This window comes from Variovorax paradoxus B4 (assembly GCF_000463015.1).
Lineage (GTDB): Bacteria > Pseudomonadota > Gammaproteobacteria > Burkholderiales > Burkholderiaceae_C > Variovorax > Variovorax paradoxus_E.
Window position 1 is genome coordinate 831,313 of the sequence record NC_022234.1, and the last position, 18,286, is coordinate 849,598.

Consider the following 18,286-nt stretch of genomic DNA (forward strand, 5'->3'; position numbering starts at 1 on the left):
GTCAGCCGTAGCGGCGGGCCAGATGGTGCTCGACGCGGGCGATGACGAGGTACATCAGCGCCGACATCAGCGCCAGCACCACGATCGCCGTCATCACGATGTTCAGCTTGAACACCTGGCTGCCGTTGACGATGAGAAAGCCCAGGCCTTCGCTGGCCGACTGGAACTCGCCCACGATCACGCCGACCAGCGACAGGCCGATGTTCATCTTGAGCGCGGCGATCAGCGTCGGCACGCTGCCGGGCAGCACCACCATGCGCAGCACCTGCGCTCGGCTCGCGCCGAGCGTGGTCGCGAGCTTGATCTTGTTCGGGTCGGTGGACTGGAAGCCTTCGTAGGCCACCATGATGGTCACGAAGATCGCGATGGCCACGGCCATGCCGTACACCGAGTACTCGGAACCGAGCCAGATGTAGAAGATCGGCACGAAGGCGATCTTCGGCATCGCGTTGGCGACCACCAGGAACGGATCGAGCACCTTGTTCGCGAAGCGCGACCACCACAGCCCCGCGGCGATGGCGATGCCGAACACCATGCTGAGGACGAAGCCCACCACGGTCGCCTTGAAGGTCGCCCAGGTGTGCGTCAGCAGGTTGCCGTTGTGCAGCAGGTCGACGAAGGTCGGCCACAGCGCGCTCGGATAGCTGGTGAGCATCGGATTGACGACCTTGGTCTTCGCGAGGATTTCCCACAGGCTGAAGAAGGCGGCCAGCAGCAGCAGCCGGCTCGCGAGCACCAGCGTCTTCTCGCGGCGCTGGCGCGCCAGCCATTTCGCGTAGGCCGCGCTCGGAACCTTGGCGGGTGTGGCCGCGGGGAGCGCGGCGGCGGACGCGGGCATCGTCATCGGGGGGACTGCATTCATTTCAGCGCTCATGGTTTATCCCTCGACATGCACGTCGAGCTCGTCCCAGAGCGTGCTGAAGTAGGTGTTGAATTCGGGCAGGGCCCGTGCTTCGAAGGGCGTGGGCCGCTTGCCGTGGCTCGGGAACCGCATCAGGTGCTCCGACTTGATGCGGCCGGGGCGGCGCGAAAGCACCACGACCCGGTCGGTCATGGCGATCGCCTCGCCGATGTCGTGCGTCACGAGCACCACCGACTTGCCTTCGCTGCGCAGCACCTCGACCACCTCGTCGGCAATCGCCAGGCGTGTCTGCGAGTCGAGCGCGGAGAAGGGTTCGTCGAGCAGCACCACGTCGGGGTTGGTCACGAGCGTGCGCGCCAGGGCCACGCGCTGGCGCATGCCGCCGGACAGCTGGCGCGGGTAGTGGTGCAGGAAGTCGCCCATGCCGCACTTGTGCAGCAGGTGGATGGCGCGCTCGCGCGCCTCGCGCATGTCGCGCTTCTGGATCTGCGCGCCGAGCAGCGCGTTGTCCAGGATGCTGCGCCACTCGTAGAGATAGTCCTGCTGCAGCATGTAGCCGATGCTGGGCGAAGGCCCGGTGACGGGCCGGCCGTCGACCGTGACGCTGCCGCCCGAAGGCTCCAGGATGCCGGCGATGATCGACAGCAGCGTGCTCTTGCCGCAGCCCGACTGGCCGATGATGCTGACGAACTCGCCCGGCGCCACGGCCAGCGAGATGTCGTCGAGCGCCTGCGTCTCGCCCTGCAGCGTGAAATAGCGCAGCGACACGTTGCGCACGTCGATGCGCGGCAGGCCACCCGCCGCGCGAAGGTTCGCCGCCGCCATCACTTGGCCTTCGCGGCGAAGTCGGTCACGACGACCTGCTCGTACTTCACGCGCTTGGCGCTTTCGAGCACGCCACTGGCCGCGAGCATGTCCTGCAGCTGCTCGACGGCGGCCTTCTCCACCAGCGGCGAGGTCTTCCACAGCTTGTAGCCGCGGTAGCGCTCGATCGCCTTCGCCAGTTCGGGCTGCGACATGCCCGGGAAGTACTCGGCGATCTGCTTGGCCAGGTCGGCGGCCGGCGCGGACTGCACGTACTTCTGCGCCCGCGCCACCGCGTTCGTCCAGGCCTGCAGCACGTCAGGGTTCTTCTGCATGAAGGCGTCGGTGGTGGTGAACACCGTGTAGTCGACCGGGCCGACCTCGCTGCCGATCGACGCCAGCACATGGCCGTTGCCGTCCTTTTCCAGGGTGCCCGCCTCGGGCTCCAGGAAGATGGCGTAGTCGTTCTGGCCGGCCAGCCAGGCGCCCGTGCGCGCGGCCGGGCCGATGTTGTTGACCAGCTTCAGGTCCTTCTTCGGGTCCAGACCGTGCTTGCGCAGAGCGGCTTCGAGGAAGACATCCGGGTTGGAGCCCGGACGGAAGGCCATGACCGACTTGCCCCGGAGCTGGTTCCAGTCGAACTTGCCGGTGACCGGCTTGCGCGACATCAGCAGGAAGCCGTCGGTGGCGGTCAGGCCGGCGAAGATCTTCGGTTTGGTGGGAGATTCGCTGTTGGCGACGTAGATGGAGGCCTCAGGCCCGATCAGCACGATGTCGGCGCTGCCGGACAGGAGCGCGGCCATGCCCTTGTCGGTGCCCTGCGAGGTCTTCATGCCCACGTCCAGCCCGGCGTCCTTGAAGTAGCCCTGGTTCAGGGCGACGTACATCGGCACGTAGAGCACGGAACGGATCACCTCCTCGTAGCGCACCTTGACGAGCGGCTTGGCCGGCTGGGCTGCGGCGCCACCGGCGAGGCCGAGCAGGCCGGCGGCAAGGGCAAGGGCGGGCGCGAGGCGGGCGAGGCCCGAGGAACGGCGCGGGAACAGGGACATGGGATGGGCTCCGTGAGTGAAATAGTCAATACAGTATGCAAAACATGGGCCAGAAAGCAATCCTGCACCGCAACATGCGGGCGTGGCACCCTGCTGTGGTGCGCACTGAAAAAGCGCCTCTTCTGCCCCTTCTTTCCTCGAAATCGCGCACTTTTCGAGCGCACTCGCACCAAGCCGACGCATGCCGGGCTGAGCTCCCGGTGTTTACCCCATGGCCCACTTTTTGCGGTGTTGGAATACTGTATACCGTTTGAGCCAGTTCCTTCTCTCCAGAACAACCCTATAACTCCACGAGGTCCCCCAAGATGGATTCCATCACCATCACCGCCGCCCACTGGGTCTACCTGCTGGGCGTCGGTGCCATCGTGCTGACGATGATCTTCCGCGCCAACGTCGTCGTGCCGTCGATCATCGCCACCTTCTGTGTGGCCCTGGCGTGGACGCACAGTCCCATCGCCGCACTGGGCAGCATTTTCAATGCGAGCTTCGTCGCGGCGAAGGAGCTGTTCAACATCTTTCTGGTCATCGCGCTGATGACCGCCCTGCTCAACTCGCTCAAGACGCTGCGCTCCGACATCCGCATGGTCGAGCCGTTCCGCGCGGTGGTCAAGAACGGCCACGTCGCCTACCTGGTGCTGGCCGCCGTCACCTACGGCATCTCGATGTTCTTCTGGCCGACGCCGGCCGTGCCGCTGGTGTCGGCCGTGCTTCTGCCGGCGGCCATCGCGGCCGGACTGCCGCCGCTGGCGGGCGCGGTGGCCATCGCGATCGCCGGCCAGGGCATGGCGTTGTCGTCGGACTACGTGATCGGCGTGGCGCCGGGTATCAGCGCCAAGGCCGCCGGAACCAGCGCCGCGCTGGTCGGCCACCATGCGCTGGTGCTCTCGCTGATCGTCGGGGGCATCGCGCTGGTGCTCGCCTACCTGCGCTTGCGCAGCAGCATCCGGCCGGCCGGCAACGACCTGCTGGTGCAGTGGCAGGCACAGTCGGTCGACACGACCGAGGCCGCCGCGATCGAGGAAGGCCACAGCTTCGACAAGGCCGAGATCGCGCGCGGCACGCGCCACGACAAGGCCTCGTTCAGCGACTCGGACATCCAGCGCGAATTCGCCCTGGTCGAGGCGAGGCGCGTCAAGTGGTCCAAGTTGTTCGCGGTGCTGACGCCGCTCGCATTTCTTGCCGTGATCGCGGTGATGGTCCTGCCCAAGCTCGCAAGCGGCCTGCCCGAGCTCAAGGGCGGCGATGCCGCGGCCCTGGTGGGCGGCGTCGCCGGGCTGCTGATGATCCTCGCCTCGCTGGCGGCCAACGGCCCGCGCAAGATGCTCGACGTGAGTGCCGATCACATCACCGACGGCTTCGTCTTCGCCTTCAAGGCCATGGGCTCGGTGCTGCCGATCGCCGGCTTCTTCTTCATGGGCGCGAGCGAGACCTTCTCGGCCATCCTCTCGCTGCCGCCGGACCACAGTCCCAGCCTGCTGTTCCAACTGGTGCAAGGTGCGGAGCACTGGATTCCCAAGAGCCAGTTCTTCGTCGCCTTCGGCGTGCTGGTCGTCGGCATGATCACCGGCATCGACGGCTCGGGCTTCTCGGGCCTGCCGCTGACCGGCGCGCTGTCGGGTGCGCTGGCACCCACCGTGGGCCTGGAGCCCGCCACGCTGGCGGCAATCGGCCAGATGGGCGCGGTCTGGACCGGCGGCGGCACGCTGATCGCGTGGTCCTCGCTGATCGCCGTCGCCGGCTTCGCCCGCGTCCCGGTGCTGGACGCCGTGCGGGCGCTGGCCCTGCCGGTGCTCACCGGGCTGGCCGTCGCCACCGTGAGCGCGGTGCTGCTGTGGGGTTGAGCGGCCCCGAACCCGACGTTTGGCCGCGCCTGCAAGACGGACTCCGCCCGACCGGCGCCCCTTCAGGAGCAGGTATAGCTCGCGGCCAGGTTGGGGTCGCCCGAAGTGTAGTTCGCCTTGAGCGGATAGAGGCACAGCGGCCGTGACTTCACGACCGGAAAGCTGGCACTGGCGAGCGTCGTCGCTTCCACGCGCACCGGCGGTTCGATGCCTTTTTCCACCCAGGCGGTCAGCAGCTCGTAGAGCTGCGCGTTGGTCGGCAGCGGAGGATTCGCGCTCGCGTTGGACGTGCCATTGCTGAAGCCGTGGCCCATGCCGGGAACGAGATAGAGCCGATAGAAGCCCTGCGTGGCCGCGACGCCTCCCATCTGCGTGGCGACACGGCTGTAGTAGTTGATCGTGCCTTGCGGCGGGATCAATGTGTCGGCGAGCCCGTGGTAGGAGATCAGCTTGCCCTTGCGGTCGCGAAAGGCGCTCAGGTCTGCGCTGTCGGTGTTGATGTTGGCGAAGGCGGTTTGCAGTGCCACGCCGCGGTCCCACGCGTTGGCGAGCTGCGGGTAGGTGAGCGATTTCCAGCCGTCGGCCCCGTTGCCCGTTGCGTTGAGGAAGCTGGGCGTCGCGATCGTCGGGTCCTGCAGTTCGAGCGCCACCATGTCGCTGGAGATGGGGAACGGCGTGGCACCGGCCAGGCCCATGAGACTGGAGCCGCGCGCCAATCCGTACCACTTCTGCGAAGCTGCGGTGGCGGCCGCGAACCCGTTGTCGGCCGCAGGGTTCGGCACGGCGCCGTCGGCCGTCTGGCCGTACCAGAACTTGTTGAACGCAAGTGCCTGGGCGGGCGTCACGCAGCCCGCGGTGGCGTTGGTGCCGCCATCGGCGCTGCAGATCACGGCCGCGTCGGTCGTGGGGTCGTAGCGGCAGGCGGCAGGATCCGGAACGTAGCCGAGGTGAACGCCGCCGACCACGTCGCAGGCGTTGATCGCGGCGTTCGAGACGCTCGTGTGCTGGGCCGCCGTGATCGACACGCCTGCAAGGTCGCGCTGGACGACGATCTGCGGATAGAGCTCGGTGGTGATGAACTTGGTCCAGTTGTTGGCGGGCGCGCCGGCAAGGATGCCGTCGAAGTCGGCGGGATTGGCCTGGGCCTCCTTCAGCCCTTGCCGCCCTCCCGTCGAGAATCCGTTCCAGTAGGCGTACTTCGCGTCTTCACCGTAGTACGCCTTGGCCAGCGCCTTGGTCTTGACGGCCATCTCATGGATGCCGCGCTCCGAGAAGTCCTTCCACAGGACCGTGTTGACGGTGCCGTCCGGGTTCATCGCGAAGGACCCGTTGCTGACGGCGTGGCCAGTGTCGGTGGTGGCGGAAACGGCGCCCTCCACGCCGGCGGTCTCGCTGGCCGAACCGGCGCTGCCGGAGTTCGGCGTGATGCCGGTGAGGGTTCCCTGGGTGCCGCCCGCCCAGCCGCCGCCGCCCTTCACATGGATGCGCTTGTTCCAGTTGGCTGCCGTGGGCAGCCAGATCTCGATGCCGATCCCCGCAGACGTGGATGGCGCATCGGCAACGCCCGGGTTGCCGGGGCCGACGTTGAGCTTGACGAAGCACAGGTCGTTCTGCGCCACCGGCGTACTCGGCGATGCGGTGCCTGTCAGCAGCAGCGCGTCCCCCTTCTTGAAGGCCCTGACCATCAGGACCGCGGTCGCGGCATCCGGCGCGAAGCGGGACTTCATGCTGTCGTCGCATGCCAGCTTCTGCACCGGCGGTGCGCCCGTGACCGGAGGAATGCCCACGATCGGAAAGCCGCGGGTGCCGCCGCTGCCTCCGCAGGCAGTGAGGAATGCTGCAATGCAACAGCAGGTGGCGGCTCTTGAAGCGCCTGATCTCTTGACGGCCATCGTGGTCTCCAAACAGGAAATAGACTGCAGATGAAGGTTCATCTATCCAGCCCCGGCACGCCAGGGCTGCACGATGTTGCATCTTCAAAGCGTTTTCCACGCTGGGGGAAACCACACGAAGTGAAAAGCGGGGATTTCGGCCTTGCCCGAGCCGCTGAACATCGAGAATTGAGCGCACTTCAGTGCATGTGGCTGCCGATGGCGGCCCTGCCGGGCAAGGATCAGGGCGGTCGGGAGCCTTCGAGCAGTTGATCGGCCAGGCCTTGGATGTCGCCGCGCATGGGCGACACCGGAGATGATCACGATCGAGCCATTGGAGTTTGACCCGCCAAAGGCGCTGCGACCTGCTCCAGCCATGCTGAATCGCGGGATTTGAACTGGCCCCCAGAAGCTGGACGAACTTCCAAGGGTTCCATGAAGAAGTATCAAACAGAGTTCAGGCTCGAGGTCGTCAAGAGTTTTTTGCTGGTGAAGGCGGGGCGAAGCTACTGGCGCGGCAGTGGTCCGTGCCCGAAGAGAAGATCCGGTGGGCTACCGCGCAGCAGTGCCTTCCTCCGCACCCAGTTCAAATAACGCGCAATGCTGCAGCCTTCAGGATGGCCGGCCCAAGCTGGTCGCGCAACAGCGCAACCACATCGGCCAACGGGTGCACCGCCATATCGTTCTTCCTGAGGAACGCGAGCCACAGCGCTTGGCGTGACGGATCATTCGCGAACTCGTGGGTCAGGCCTACGGGCAGCGAACTCGGCACTACCATGCCACGCCGGGTGAACGTTGCGGCAATGGCGCTGGCCAGCGTGTCGACATCCAGGGCCTCGCGCTCCAGCAGGACCGACAGGTCCAGATAGTCCTTGAGCCGGCTGTTGGTCATGCCCAGCACGGCAACCGCGTGCAGCTTCTCCGAAACGACGGTATAGACCGGGTATGTGCGCAGGCATGGCGCCGGCAGATCAGCGATCAGGACTGGATAGACCGCCTCGACCGGCTCTGGCGTGACGGCGTCACCAAAGCCGATGTCGATCTGCGTTTGCAGCGCGCCCTCGCAATGTCGGCATCGATCAAGACCCGCGCCCCGGCATAACCGGCGTCCTTGCGGATTTCCTCGACCTTGACCGAGGCCGGATCGAAGGTGATGCCATCATCCACTTGCACGCTCGCGATATCCCGAAAGGTCTGGGCAATGGACGCCAGATCGCTTGCCCCGAAGCCGAGCAGGTCGGCATCCCGCGTCGCGCGGTGCGGCATGTCGTACCAGAGGGTGAACAGCAGTGCGCCCTTGAGCACAAAGCGATCGGCATGCGCCGACTGGCCCAAGCGATAGAGCATGCGCTCCAGGGCGAAGCGCACCAGCACCTGGTTGAAGTCGACGCCTTGCGCCTTGGCGATATTGAGCAGACGCGCCCGCACGGACGCCGGAAGCTCCTTGCTCATTCGATAGCTTCCAGGTAGGGGCGCATCACGTTGGCGACGCGACAGATCTTGGCGTAGTGCCAGAGATCGTCCGCCGATGCCTTGCGCTGGGCCCGCGCATCCCGCAGGGCTTCGAGCGCCACGTCCAGGCCGATCTTGTTGCGATGCTTGAAGCAGTCGACCACGGTCTTGGCCACGCCGTAGACACGCAATTGCACGTGATCGCGTTCAACCACCTCGATGCCCGCCGCGTAGGCCTCGCCAGAAACCTGGATCATCTTGAGGGGCGGATAGTCGATCCTCGGCACATGGCTGCCGCGCGGCATGGCAATCCAGACTTGGCGCGGCAACTGTGTGGTCAGCCCATGGAATTGCAGGGCGGTGAGTAGACAGAACACTGCCTGGGGGACCTTGGCGGCAACCGCCGCCAGGCTCTCGTGCTCGGAGCCTCCGCGCTCGGGCAGGCGGTAAAGGCCGCGGCCCACTTTCTCCACCAGGCCGGCCGCTGTCATGCGCGTCAGCGCCACCCGGGGCGCTTCAATGGCGTCCAGATCGCTGGGACGCAGCATTCCCTTCTGCGCGAGCAGATCAAGGACGCGCCGGGCGTGGGTGTCTTGCCGCATGATTTTCGCAGTATGTTCCATTTTTTCGTCACTTTCTATTATCTGACGAAATTAAGGAACAAGTAGAACAGCTTGCGAAAAGAGTGCGCATGTCCTTGGTCATGGGGGGGCGGATAAAAATTCGGACTGGTTTTATGCCGTACGTCTGAGACTCTCTCGGTATTCGATGGGGCTGAGAGAGCCAAGGGAGATCTTGATCCGCTTTTCGTTGTACCAACGGATATAGGAATCGACTACCTCAATGAACTGCTCAAGGGTTGTGGTCTTCGATCGCTGGATTTCGCGGTGTATGCGTACTCCAGTTCGGCCCGAGCGACCTTCTCCTTGCCCTTCGCTTCTTGAGTGCAGATGTGGCACGACCGGGCGGTGTTCCACTTTCCCAGCAGCACCGAACAGCGGCCACCCTATGTCGAGCAGGTGCTCAGGGCCCCCTCAAGCCCGGCGGGCACGCAATCGTTGGCGCCTTCAGGCCCGAAGGACCTGAAAAATGCAGTGGTTTGCCAGTGGCACGTTAGGGACCGGATGCACTGCATGCAAGTTTCGGAGAACCCTTTGAGTTGGTCGACAGCAGTATCGAAGTGCATCAGACACCCTGGGGAACACCTCAGCAGTTCGCATATTGCTTTTGCAAGCGGGACGACCATGACCCGCCGGCGCGCAAGCTGCATGAGGTCGCTCGCCGCAGACAGTGAGACGACCGACCATACAGTTGCCTTGCGGCAAAGGCAGGGTTATCAATGTGCTGCGGGTCGGTTCGAACTACCGTGGCGACACGCTGTCGTGCGTGTGATGTTGGCCGGGCATCGCATCAGCTCCGTGGTCCGAAAGCTGCGCGTCGAACCAGGCATGCAGTGACGAAACAAGCTTCGGGTCGCTAGCCCGATACGTCAACTCCGCGCCACCATCCACTTCTCTGTAATCGATGGAAATCTGTCCCGGCTTGGCCGCCTGGAGTTGAGCCAGACCGGGCATCTGGGCACCATGGACGTGGGACGGCCCCGAAAAATCACCGTTGATGAACTGGTCCTGAATCTCGTGAAGATGAGCGCGTACCAGCTCGACTTGCTGCTTTTCGGCGGCGCCTTTGGCCACGACTCGCTGCACGCCTCCGTGCGTTGTTTTGGTGAAGACATGCGTTGTTGCCTTGAGGTTGAACGGCATGACGTCTGCCCCGCGGCCTGCAACCTCGGCCTGTCGTGCGGGGTCAGCGGCGTGTGAACTCCAGGGCAGCAGGATGAAGGCGGCGGCTGCCACGGCCAGGAAGCGCTTGTTCATGGGAGATAGCTCGAGAGAAATCCCGTTCGTTGGCATTGCTGTCATTCTGGGCCCAGGTCGCAAGCGCTCATGAGGTTTTGTCATGCGCGCTTCGAGCGCGCGGGCTATCTGCAAGCCGCAAAGACCCCTGTCGCTCGCGTGCGCCCCCGGCGCCTCATCGACCCTCTGTCCTTAGGGACCAGCAGGCGGTCCAAGGCTCAGACATACGCGGCGCAAGCGTCGCTCAGCCTCATCGGCCACAGCCTTGACCGAAGGCTCGTCAACCAACTGAGTCATCACCTGCGGGTCGAGGAAACCCACCACCATCCGGTCGGGAGCCTCCTGACGCACGATCACGTTGCACGGCAGCAGCAGTCCGATATCGGGCTCGGCCTGCAGAGCCTGGTGCGCCAGTGGCGGATTGCACGCACCAAGGATGCGATAGGGTGCCATCTCCACGCCCAGCTTTTCTTTCATGGCGTGCTGCACGTCGATGTCGCTCAGCACGCCGAAGCCTTCGGCCTTGAGTGCGGCAACGGTCCTGGAGAGCGCTTGTTCGAACGACATGCCACTGAGTGCTGTGCTGAATCCGTACATGGGGAACCTCGATAAGTGGGTGAGTAAGTAAGTTCATGGGTGTGCTGTCGCCACGGCACCTTCTTTGGCGACCAATCCGGACAGTTCCGTAAACCCGATCGGCGGACGGATCAGCCAGGCCAGCGTGAAGATGCGCTTGGCCAGACCGTTGGACATGCGCTGCATCTGCCTGCGCTCGCCCGCCAGCCGGGTCGCCAGCAAGGGGTCGTGCGTGCCTGCAGCCAAGACGCTCTTGTTCAGGACCCACGCATAGGGCTCGATGCCGGCGCGGCGCAGGTCTTCCTGCAAGGCGGCGGCCTGCGAGATCGGCGTGATCTCCGGCAACGTCACCAGAATGATCCTTGTGTACGCAGCGTCCTGCAGCCTCATCAGCGGCGTGACGATGCGCATGCTCCCCTGCCCTTCGAACTCCCGCACCATCTGCCGGTGGTATGCGCCCGTGGCGTCCATCAGCAGCAGCGAATGTCCGGTGGGCGCGGTGTCCAGCACCACGAAGGCCGTGCGCGCCTCTCCGACGATGCGCGAGAAAGCGTGGAAGACGGCCACTTCTTCCGTGCATGGGGAGCGCAGGTCTTCCCGCAGCAGCGCCTGCTCCTGCGCGTCAAGGCCGGGCGACCTGGCCGCCATGATCTTGTCAACATAGCGCTGGGTCTCGACCTTCGGATCGATCCGGTCCACGTGCAGCCCCGGCACATCGCCATCGAGCGTGCCCACCAGGTGCGCGGCCGGATCGGTGGTGCTCAGGTGAACGGTCTTGCCGCGCTGGACGAGGCCCAAGGCCAGTGCCGCCGCGACCGTTGTCTTGCCGACACCGCCCTTGCCCATCACCATGATCAGTCCCCGGCCCGCCATGGCCAATTCGTCCGCCAAGGCGTCCAGCCCTTGTAACGGCGGCGCGGGTTCGAGTGGCATGGCCGCTTCGGGCGGGACCGGGGCCGCTGTGGTGCCCAGCAGCGCGCGCAGGGCCGGCAGACCGACCGTATCGAATGCACGCAGCGGCACGCTGTCTTGCGGCAAGGCGCGCAGTGGCTGGGGCATCTGCGCCAGCGCTCGCTGCCCGAGTGCCTCTATGGCGCAAGCTACCGCGTCCGTCGATTCGCTGGCATGGAACACGCCGTTGATCGCCAGACGCTGGTTGCCCAAGCCTAGCGCGCGCAACTCCTCGGACGTCCTCGCCGCCTCGGCCATCGCGCCCATGTCGGGTCGCGTCACCAGGACCACGGTCGTACGGGCCGGATCGCCCAGAGCGTCGAGCGCGTCCTTGAAGCGCTCCTCCTGCATCTTCAATCCCGAGTGCGGCCCAAGGCACGATGCCCCACGATCGTTGTCCTGCAGGAATCCGCTCCACGCCTTGGGCAGGCTGAGCAAACGCAGCGTGTGTCCGGTCGGTGCCGTGTCGAAGACGATGTGATCGAAGGCCCCAGCACCGTCGGACAACAGGGATGCGAACTCGTCAAAGGAGGCGATCTCGGTGGTGCATGCGCCCGACAACTGTTCACGCACGTTCGCGCGTTCGGCTTCGGATGCATCGATGTCCATCTGCGCCAGGACGCGGCGCCTATAAGACTCGGCCGCGTTGTCCGGGTCGATGTTCAGGACACTCAGACCACGCGCGCCAGGAACCGGAACGGGCGTATTGCGCAGTTCAACCCCCAGCATCTCGTCCAGGTTGGAAGCCGCATCGGTGCTGACCAGCAGAACCGCCTCGCCCGCATCTGCCAGCGCCAGGGCCGCGGCAGTGGACAGCGAGGTCTTGCCGACACCACCCTTGCCCGTGAAGAACAGATACCGTGTCGGCATTTTCAGGAACCCCGGGAGATCGGGCTTCAGCCAGCCTTGCACCATCTCGTGCGAAGGAATCCCGCCGCTGTGAACGATCTTCTCGCCGATGACGACAGCGGGGGTCGCATGTACGCTCAGTCGCCTGATCTCGTCGGGGCTTTCTACCTTGACGATCTCGACCTCGACGCCCGCGGCCTGCGCTGTCCGCTCGATCAGTGCAATCGTGCTGCGGCACTTGCTGCACCCCGAGCCCAGAACCCTGATTTCCATGATGGATGTACCTGTGCGTGTCGTCGTGAAAGGCAGACAAGGCCTTCGCCCATTTGAGTAACTGTGCGTCAAATGCGAAACGTGGGTTTGCGATTCATCAAGTCATGCTCAATCGACAAGGCGAGGCTGCAACTGCCGTGATGCTTCGAGCCGATTCGATCATTCCCTTGATCTGTATCAAACGCCGCACGGGTCGCTGCCCCGCGAGAGGTCATACACGCGATAGGCTCCGTGAGCCGTCGCGGAACTTGCCGTTGAAGCTCTCGTCGGTGCCGTTCTGCCAAGGCTTGCCCGGGTCGTTGAGCACAGTGGCGATGCCGGCGTGCGCGATCCACTCCAGGATGGCCTGGCTGACGAACTCGGGCTCGTTGTCCGAGCGCATGAACAGCGGTGCCCCGTGCAGGCTCACCAGGCGCGGCAGCACCTCGATCACCCGTTTGGACCGGATGGCCCCGGCCACATCGATGGCCAGGCGCTCGCGGGCCTACTCGTCCAGCACCGTCAGGCATTTGATCTGCTGGCCGCTGGCCGTGGTGTCGAAGACGAAGTCGTAGGCCCAGACCATGTTGGCCTTGAACGGCGTGGGATGCGCGGGCGCACCGAGGCGATGCGCTTGTGCGGCCGTTTCCGGGGCACCAGCAGGCCTGCCTGGCGCCACAGGCGATGTGTGCGAGACCCGCTCAGCTCGAAGCCCTTGCGGCGCAGGAACACGCGGATGCGGCGATAGCCGACGCTGCGCGAGTTGCAGTAGCGGTTCATCTGATCGACGGGATCGAAACCGCGCCGCCAGACGAGACTGGTCGCCAGGCACAGCGCCATGGAGGTGTCGTCGGTCCACTCGCCCGGCTGCACGCCGCCGGCCATGCCCGTGACGGGCTCGAAGGTTCCCCGCGGCATGAACTCGACGGTCGTTCCCACCGCATCGCCGCAAGCCAGTCCGAGGAGGCAGCCGCGGTATCGCTCCCGGTCATTCATGCGGCGCTGCCTTCCGCGGCATCCGCCGTCAACCCGAAGAAGAAATCGAGGATGTGGAAGTGGTCGTCATGGAACTGGTCCTCCATGCCGGCCAGCTGATCGATAGGCACCCACCGGGCTTCCGAGGCATCGTCGCCGGCAGTCAGCTCGGGCGGGCGGCGCGGGCCCAGGTCGAACCAGTGCGCATGGGTGATGACGCGGCCGCGCTGGCTGCGGTCGGGATGGTCGAACACCCGCACCGCCTTGAAGGCGGCTTCGACGTCGCTGTCCAAGAGCCGCAGTCCGGTTTCCTCGGCCAGCTCCCGCAAGGCCGATTGCCACACGGTCTCGCGCGGCTCGATGAAGCCGCCCGGCACCGCGAACAGCCCCTTGCCGGGCGAACGGCCGCGCCGGATCAGCAGCACCTGGCGTGCGCACTGCACGACGGCATCGACCGTGACGAAGACGGGCGGGTACGGCGAGCCGGACCACAGCGCCTTCTCGCGGCGCAGGTTCTCCCATTCCTGCGCCAGCACGGCGTAAGGCGGCAGGCTGGCCCAGGCGCGCAGGAACTGCAGCGTGCTGGCCGGCGCCTGGCCGACGAGGGCCGCGAGGGCAGCCTCCAGCGAGCCGTCGCGGGCCGCCCCGAAATAGGCGTCGCGCAGCGCGCTGGCATGGATGTCGCCCCGGCGCCCGGCGTCGTCGAGCGCCCAGTCGGGAAAGTCGCGCAGGTAGCTGCTGGTCGCATCCTTCAGGTGCCCCACCAGCACCACCGAGGGCTGGCCGGAATGCAGCCGGGCCACGCCCTTCTTCACCGCCGCGACCCACTGCGCGAGGTTGTAGTAATCGCGCACGGGCAGGAACTTCAGCCGCAGGCGGTCCGCCTCCGGCAGCGCGATACGGATCATTTCCGCACGCTCCTCCCAGGTGAAGGGATTGCGCGGCGTACGCGCCTGGAAGGCCGAGCCGAGCACCACGACGCATTCGGGCGCGGCGGCCAGTGCGCGGCGCAGCAGCGCCAGCTGGGCGTTGTGGAAGATCTGGAACCGTCCGATGTAGACGGCGACATCGGGCGCCTTGTTCATGCGTGTCATCTCTTGGTCCTCACGGCCATCGGGCAGCGATCGGCATCTGGCGACCGGAGCCGAATGCCCGCGGCCTGACCCGAACGATGGGCGGCGACTGCCGCCGCTTGTATTCATTGCGCGCGACCATGCCGCGGATGCGCTCGACCAGCGCCTCGCCCTCGGGCGTGGCGCGCAGCCGGCCGACGAAGGCGCGCGCCTGCTCGTACTCCCCTCCCGCGAGCCGCTGGCCTTCGATCAGCATCTTGAGGATTTCGTCCAGCACTTCATACGGCGGCAGGCTGTCGGCGTCCTTCTGGTCCGGCGCCAGCTCGGCGGAGGGCTCCTTGTCGATGATGGCCTGCGGGATGAGTTCGCGTCCGGCCTGCGCGTTCATGTGCCGTGACAGCGCGAACACCTCGGTCTTGTAGAGATCGCCGATCAGTCCCAGGCCGCCATTGGTGTCGCCATACAGCGTGCAGTAGCCGACCGAGATCTCGGACTTGTTGCCCGTGGTGAGCAGCAGGTGGCCGAAGCTGTTGGAGTATTCCATGAGGATCGTGCCGCGCACGCGGGCCTGCAGATTCTCCAGCGCCACGCCGTGCAGCCCGCGGCCGAACGCCGTCTCGAACCCTTGCTCGAACTGCGAGACGATGCCGGCGATGGCATGCGCCTTCAGCGGCACGCCGAGGTTGCGGCACAGGGTTTCGGAATCGTCCACCGACCCGGCTGAGGAGAAGCGCGACGGCATGGTGATGGCGACGACGTTCTCCGCGCCCAGCGCCTCGACCGCCAGCGCGAGCGTCAGCGCCGAGTCGATGCCGCCGGACGAACCGACCACGGCCTGCCGAAAGCCGCAGCGCCGCGCATAGTCGCGCAGGCCCAGCACGATCTGCTGGCGGTAGAACTCCAGCGTCGGCAGGCCTTGCGGCGGTACGCGCGACGGCGCCTCGCCGCCCGGCGCGAGAAAACGGCCCTCGTCGAACCGCAGCGTGCGCACGTCCTCTGCGAAGCGCCGCGCCTCGTAGACCACGCCGGCCTGCGGCTCGACGGCGAACGAGGCCCCGTCATACACCAGCTGGTCGTGCCCGCCCACCTGGTTGACGTAAAGGATGGGCAGGCCGTTGCGGCGGCTGGCCGCGCTGAAGATGCGGTGCCGCTGCTCGCGCTTGCCGATGTTCGACGGACTCGCGTTGATCGACACCACGAGATCGGGCGCTGCATCGCGCATGCGGTCGAACGGATTGACGAGGTAGTCCTGGCCCTCGTCGTTCCAGCCGTCCTCGCAGATCAGCAGGCCGACGCGCGTGTCGCGGATGCGGAGTACGCGCGCCACGTCGGGCCCCGGCTCGAAGTGCCGGCGCTCGTCGAAGACGTTGTAGGTCGGCAGCAGTTGCTTGGCGTACTCGAGCCGCACTTCGCCCGCGCAGATGACACGCAGCACGTTGCGAAGCTTCTTGCCCGCGCCTTCGCGGTGCGCCGGCAGCCCGATCGCCCAATGCAGTGCCGGCATCTCGCGCGACGCCGAGAGCAACTGCCCGAACGCATCCTCCACGCGGTCCATGAAGCCCTCTTCCTCCAGCAGGTCGGCCGGGTAGTAGGCCGTCAGCGACATCTCGGAGAAGACCACCAGGTCCGCCTGGTCGGCCGTGGCCTGGCGCGCGGCCTCGATCATCCGCGCGGCGTTGCCGGCCAGGTCGCCGATGGTGTAGTTGAGTTGGGCGACGGTGATGCGGAGCATGGCGCTCACTCCTCGATATGGAAGACCTGGCGCAGATAGGCCAGGAAGGTCTGGTCTTCGCACAGCGTCTTGCCCGGGCTGTCCGACAGCTTGGCGACGGGCTGGCCGTTGCAGCCCGTGAGCTTCATCACGATGTTCAGCGGCGTGAGGCCGACGTCGTTGCTCAGGTTGGTGCCGATGCCGAAGCCGGTCTGGGTGCGGTCGGCAAAGGTCCGGTACAGGCGGATGGCTGTCTGCAGGTCGAGCCCGTCGGAGAACACCAGCCGCTTGGTGTGCGCATCGATGCGCAGCCTGGCATAGTGCGCCAGCGCCTTTTCGCCCCAGACGATCGGATCGCCCGAGTCATGGCGAAGGCCGTCGAACAGCTTGGCAAAGTACAGGTCGAAGTCGGCCAGGAAGGCATCCATGCCAACCACGTCGGTCAGCGCCACGCCCAGGTCGCCGCGGTACTCCTGCACCCAGCCTTCCAGCGCGGCATTCTGGAAGTCGCGCAGCCGCACGCCGAGCGCCTGGTAGGTCTGCAGATACTCGTGCGCCATCGTGCCGATGGGCACCAGCTCCAGATCCTTGGCCAGCAGCACGTTGGAGGTGCCCTTGAAATACATCGGCACTTCGCGCTTGAGCGTGCCGACCACCTCCCGCTGCCAGTCGCGGGAGAAGCGGCGGCGCACGCCGAAGTCGAAGAACTCGAAAGGATGCCGGGCCGCCGGCTCCTTGGCAAAACTGCGCAGCAACTCGATCTTGGATTGCAGGCGCTGCCGGCCCTCGGCCAGCGCCGCCTGCGCATCGAAGCGGCGGAAGTACAGCTCGTTGACGATCGCGAGCACGAAGATCTCGAACGCCATGGTGTGGACCTGCGGGCCGACCGCGCGGATGCGAAGCGCATCGCCATCGGCCGCAGCGGTGATGAATTCGCGCTGAAAGCTGAAGATGCGCAGGAAGTCGACGAAGTCGCTCTTGATGTAGCGCAGGTCGCGCAGGTAGGCGAGTTCGCCGGGCGCGAAGCGCAGCGTGCAGAGATGGTCGAGCTGCTCGTTGACGTCCGCCAGCAGCTCGGCCAACGGATAGGCCGGCTGGTTGCGGCACACGAAGCTGTACTCGGCCTGCGTCTGCGGGTGGCTGTGCAGCATCGCCTGCCACATCGTGAACTTGTACAGGTCGGTATCCAGCAGGCTCTGGATGATGGGTTGCATGGTGTGGTCCTTTGGCGGGTTGGCGTCAGGCGTTGGCCGCCAGCAGGGGGAGCACTTCGGCGCTGGAGCGAAGCTGCACGCCGCGCGCGGCCATGTCGTTCAGAAAGGCCTGGTGCTGGGCTTCGAAGCCGGTCACCGGGCTCATGCAGTCGGTCACGAGCACCAGCTTGGCGGGCCTGCCCGACGGCAGGTTGGCGGCGATGTGCTCCGTGGTGGCCTTCACGCAATGGCTGCTGGCTTCGCCGGCGATGACGATCAGCTCGGCGCGGTCCAGCGACTCGACCAGCCGCATGTTGAGCGAGGTGCCCGGATCGTCCGCATCCGGCACCTCGGCCTGGATGGCGCTGTAGTGCTCGGTCCAGGGATTGCTGCCCTTGGCGATCTTTTCCACCACGCCGGCCTGTTCGTCTTCCCAGGCGTTATAGGCAGCCTTGACGGCCGCGTGCACGTTGTGGCCCCAGCTGCCGATCTCGCAGTGCACCGGCCACACCATCAGCGTGTAGCGGCCCCTGCGCTCGAGCTCGTCGAGGTAGGCCAGCGCGCGCGGCAGGGCCGCGGCGTCGCGAGGCAGATAGTCGCCGCCGCGAACCTGCGCTGCCGTGATTGCGGTGAAAGGCGCCACGGCACCGCCATCGCGCGCTTGCCAGAACGTGGGATGCGCAATGTCGAACCTGTGGTGCGAGTCCAGCGTGACGGTGATGCCGGCGATGCCGCCCGCCCCTTCGCGGATGAGGTCGGCCAGCCTCAGCATGTCGGCATGGGCACCTGCAACCGGCAGGGCCGGCTGCAGCTGGGTGCCCGTGGACGCATCCGCCCCGAGCCAGTCGGGCGGCAGGTCGCAGAAATCGTTCTGCGGATCGATCACGAGGAGATGGATGTTCTGCTTCATGGCGTCCTCTTGTTAGTTGTACTGTACAACTCTTGTTGGTTGCACTGTACAACCACGA

The 18,286-nt window shown here is 65.9% G+C and carries 13 protein-coding genes and 3 pseudogenes; 1 reads left to right on the forward strand and 15 read right to left on the reverse strand.

Features of this window, described 5'->3' with window-relative positions; genetic code table 11:
• Position 1: 1 nt before the first annotated feature.
• Genes VAPA_RS31035 through VAPA_RS31045 form a run of 3 tightly spaced genes read right to left on the reverse strand, consistent with a single transcriptional unit; the run spans position 2 to position 2,718 of the window.
• The gene (locus VAPA_RS31035) at positions 2 to 862 is read right to left on the reverse strand and encodes an ABC transporter permease (protein WP_230559057.1); all 861 of its coding nucleotides are present in this window, start codon (positions 860 to 862) and stop codon (positions 2 to 4) included.
• Positions 863 to 877: 15 nt separating this feature from the next.
• Positions 878 to 1,687 carry an ABC transporter ATP-binding protein gene (locus tag VAPA_RS31040; RefSeq protein WP_021004196.1) on the reverse strand — a complete coding sequence of 270 codons (810 nt, stop codon included), beginning with the start codon at positions 1,685 to 1,687 and terminating at the stop codon, positions 878 to 880.
• Positions 1,687 to 2,718, reverse strand: a complete 1,032-nt coding sequence (locus VAPA_RS31045; protein ID WP_021004197.1) for an ABC transporter substrate-binding protein — start codon at positions 2,716 to 2,718, stop codon at positions 1,687 to 1,689. The genes VAPA_RS31040 and VAPA_RS31045 overlap by 1 nt, the downstream gene beginning before the upstream one ends.
• 305 nt (positions 2,719 to 3,023) lie before the next feature.
• Between VAPA_RS31045 and VAPA_RS31050 the strand changes: the two genes are divergently transcribed.
• Entirely contained in the window at positions 3,024 to 4,559 is a 1,536-nt protein-coding gene (locus VAPA_RS31050) for a hypothetical protein (RefSeq protein WP_021004198.1), read from the forward strand.
• A 62-nt stretch (positions 4,560 to 4,621) separates the two neighbouring features.
• Here VAPA_RS31050 and VAPA_RS31055 read toward each other — a convergent pair whose 3' ends face one another.
• From VAPA_RS31055 to VAPA_RS31105, 12 genes and pseudogenes are all read right to left on the reverse strand, one after another.
• Positions 4,622 to 6,451, reverse strand: a complete 1,830-nt coding sequence (locus VAPA_RS31055) for a tannase/feruloyl esterase family alpha/beta hydrolase (RefSeq protein ID WP_021004199.1) — start codon at positions 6,449 to 6,451, stop codon at positions 4,622 to 4,624.
• Between the two features lie 565 nt (positions 6,452 to 7,016).
• Positions 7,017 to 7,882, reverse strand: a pseudogene (locus VAPA_RS35660) (nucleotidyl transferase AbiEii/AbiGii toxin family protein).
• Positions 7,879 to 8,505 (reverse strand): type IV toxin-antitoxin system AbiEi family antitoxin domain-containing protein, encoded by a 627-nt coding sequence (locus VAPA_RS31065; protein WP_461552109.1) that lies wholly within the window; start codon positions 8,503 to 8,505, stop codon positions 7,879 to 7,881. The pseudogene VAPA_RS35660 and the gene VAPA_RS31065 overlap by 4 nt, the downstream one beginning before the upstream one ends.
• A 111-nt stretch (positions 8,506 to 8,616) precedes the next feature.
• Positions 8,617 to 8,751 (reverse strand): annotated as a pseudogene (locus tag VAPA_RS34250) (IS3 family transposase); the annotation flags it as partial.
• A 492-nt stretch (positions 8,752 to 9,243) separates the two neighbouring features.
• The gene (locus VAPA_RS31070; RefSeq protein WP_041946701.1) at positions 9,244 to 9,759 is read right to left on the reverse strand and encodes a hypothetical protein; all 516 of its coding nucleotides are present in this window, start codon (positions 9,757 to 9,759) and stop codon (positions 9,244 to 9,246) included.
• 171 nt (positions 9,760 to 9,930) lie between these two features.
• On the reverse strand, positions 9,931 to 10,335 hold the full coding sequence (locus tag VAPA_RS31075) for a DUF302 domain-containing protein (RefSeq protein ID WP_021004204.1): 405 nt from the start codon (positions 10,333 to 10,335) through the stop codon (positions 9,931 to 9,933).
• 33 nt (positions 10,336 to 10,368) lie between these two features.
• Positions 10,369 to 12,387, reverse strand: coding sequence for an arsenical pump-driving ATPase (gene arsA, locus VAPA_RS31080; protein ID WP_021004205.1), 2,019 nt, complete (start codon positions 12,385 to 12,387; stop codon positions 10,369 to 10,371).
• Positions 12,388 to 12,610: 223 nt separating this feature from the next.
• Positions 12,611 to 13,362, reverse strand: a pseudogene (locus VAPA_RS35330) (ADP-ribosylglycohydrolase family protein); the annotation flags it as partial.
• On the reverse strand, positions 13,359 to 14,435 hold the full coding sequence (locus tag VAPA_RS31090; RefSeq protein ID WP_021004208.1) for an NUDIX domain-containing protein: 1,077 nt from the start codon (positions 14,433 to 14,435) through the stop codon (positions 13,359 to 13,361). The gene VAPA_RS31090 and the pseudogene VAPA_RS35330, both read right to left, overlap by 4 nt.
• Before the next feature lie 10 nt (positions 14,436 to 14,445).
• Complete coding sequence (locus VAPA_RS31095) at positions 14,446 to 16,146, reverse strand: NAD+ synthase (RefSeq protein WP_021004209.1); 1,701 nt, start codon at positions 16,144 to 16,146, stop codon at positions 14,446 to 14,448.
• 5 nt (positions 16,147 to 16,151) lie between these two features.
• Positions 16,152 to 17,339, reverse strand: a complete 1,188-nt coding sequence (gene pncB, locus VAPA_RS31100) for a nicotinate phosphoribosyltransferase (RefSeq protein ID WP_021004210.1) — start codon at positions 17,337 to 17,339, stop codon at positions 16,152 to 16,154.
• Positions 17,340 to 17,364: 25 nt separating this feature from the next.
• Entirely contained in the window at positions 17,365 to 18,228 is an 864-nt protein-coding gene (locus tag VAPA_RS31105; RefSeq protein ID WP_021004211.1) for a cysteine hydrolase family protein, read from the reverse strand.
• Positions 18,229 to 18,286 lie beyond the last annotated feature (58 nt).

Excerpts from the sequence above, each read along its gene's own strand:
- VAPA_RS31035 (WP_230559057.1), bottom strand. The coding sequence starts at position 862 with ATGAATGCAGTCCCCCCGATGACGATGCCCGCGTCCGCCGCCGCGCTC.
- VAPA_RS31040 (WP_021004196.1), bottom strand. The coding sequence starts at position 1,687 with ATGGCGGCGGCGAACCTTCGCGCGGCGGGTGGCCTGCCGCGCATCGAC.
- VAPA_RS31045 (WP_021004197.1), bottom strand. The coding sequence starts at position 2,718 with ATGTCCCTGTTCCCGCGCCGTTCCTCGGGCCTCGCCCGCCTCGCGCCC.
- VAPA_RS31050 (WP_021004198.1), top strand. The coding sequence starts at position 3,024 with ATGGATTCCATCACCATCACCGCCGCCCACTGGGTCTACCTGCTGGGC.
- VAPA_RS31055 (WP_021004199.1), bottom strand. The coding sequence starts at position 6,451 with ATGGCCGTCAAGAGATCAGGCGCTTCAAGAGCCGCCACCTGCTGTTGC.
- VAPA_RS31065 (WP_461552109.1), bottom strand. The coding sequence starts at position 8,505 with ATGGAACATACTGCGAAAATCATGCGGCAAGACACCCACGCCCGGCGC.
- VAPA_RS31070 (WP_041946701.1), bottom strand. The coding sequence starts at position 9,759 with ATGAACAAGCGCTTCCTGGCCGTGGCAGCCGCCGCCTTCATCCTGCTG.
- VAPA_RS31075 (WP_021004204.1), bottom strand. The coding sequence starts at position 10,335 with ATGTACGGATTCAGCACAGCACTCAGTGGCATGTCGTTCGAACAAGCG.
- arsA (WP_021004205.1), bottom strand. The coding sequence starts at position 12,387 with ATGGAAATCAGGGTTCTGGGCTCGGGGTGCAGCAAGTGCCGCAGCACG.
- VAPA_RS31090 (WP_021004208.1), bottom strand. The coding sequence starts at position 14,435 with ATGACACGCATGAACAAGGCGCCCGATGTCGCCGTCTACATCGGACGG.
- VAPA_RS31095 (WP_021004209.1), bottom strand. The coding sequence starts at position 16,146 with ATGCTCCGCATCACCGTCGCCCAACTCAACTACACCATCGGCGACCTG.
- pncB (WP_021004210.1), bottom strand. The coding sequence starts at position 17,339 with ATGCAACCCATCATCCAGAGCCTGCTGGATACCGACCTGTACAAGTTC.
- VAPA_RS31105 (WP_021004211.1), bottom strand. The coding sequence starts at position 18,228 with ATGAAGCAGAACATCCATCTCCTCGTGATCGATCCGCAGAACGATTTC.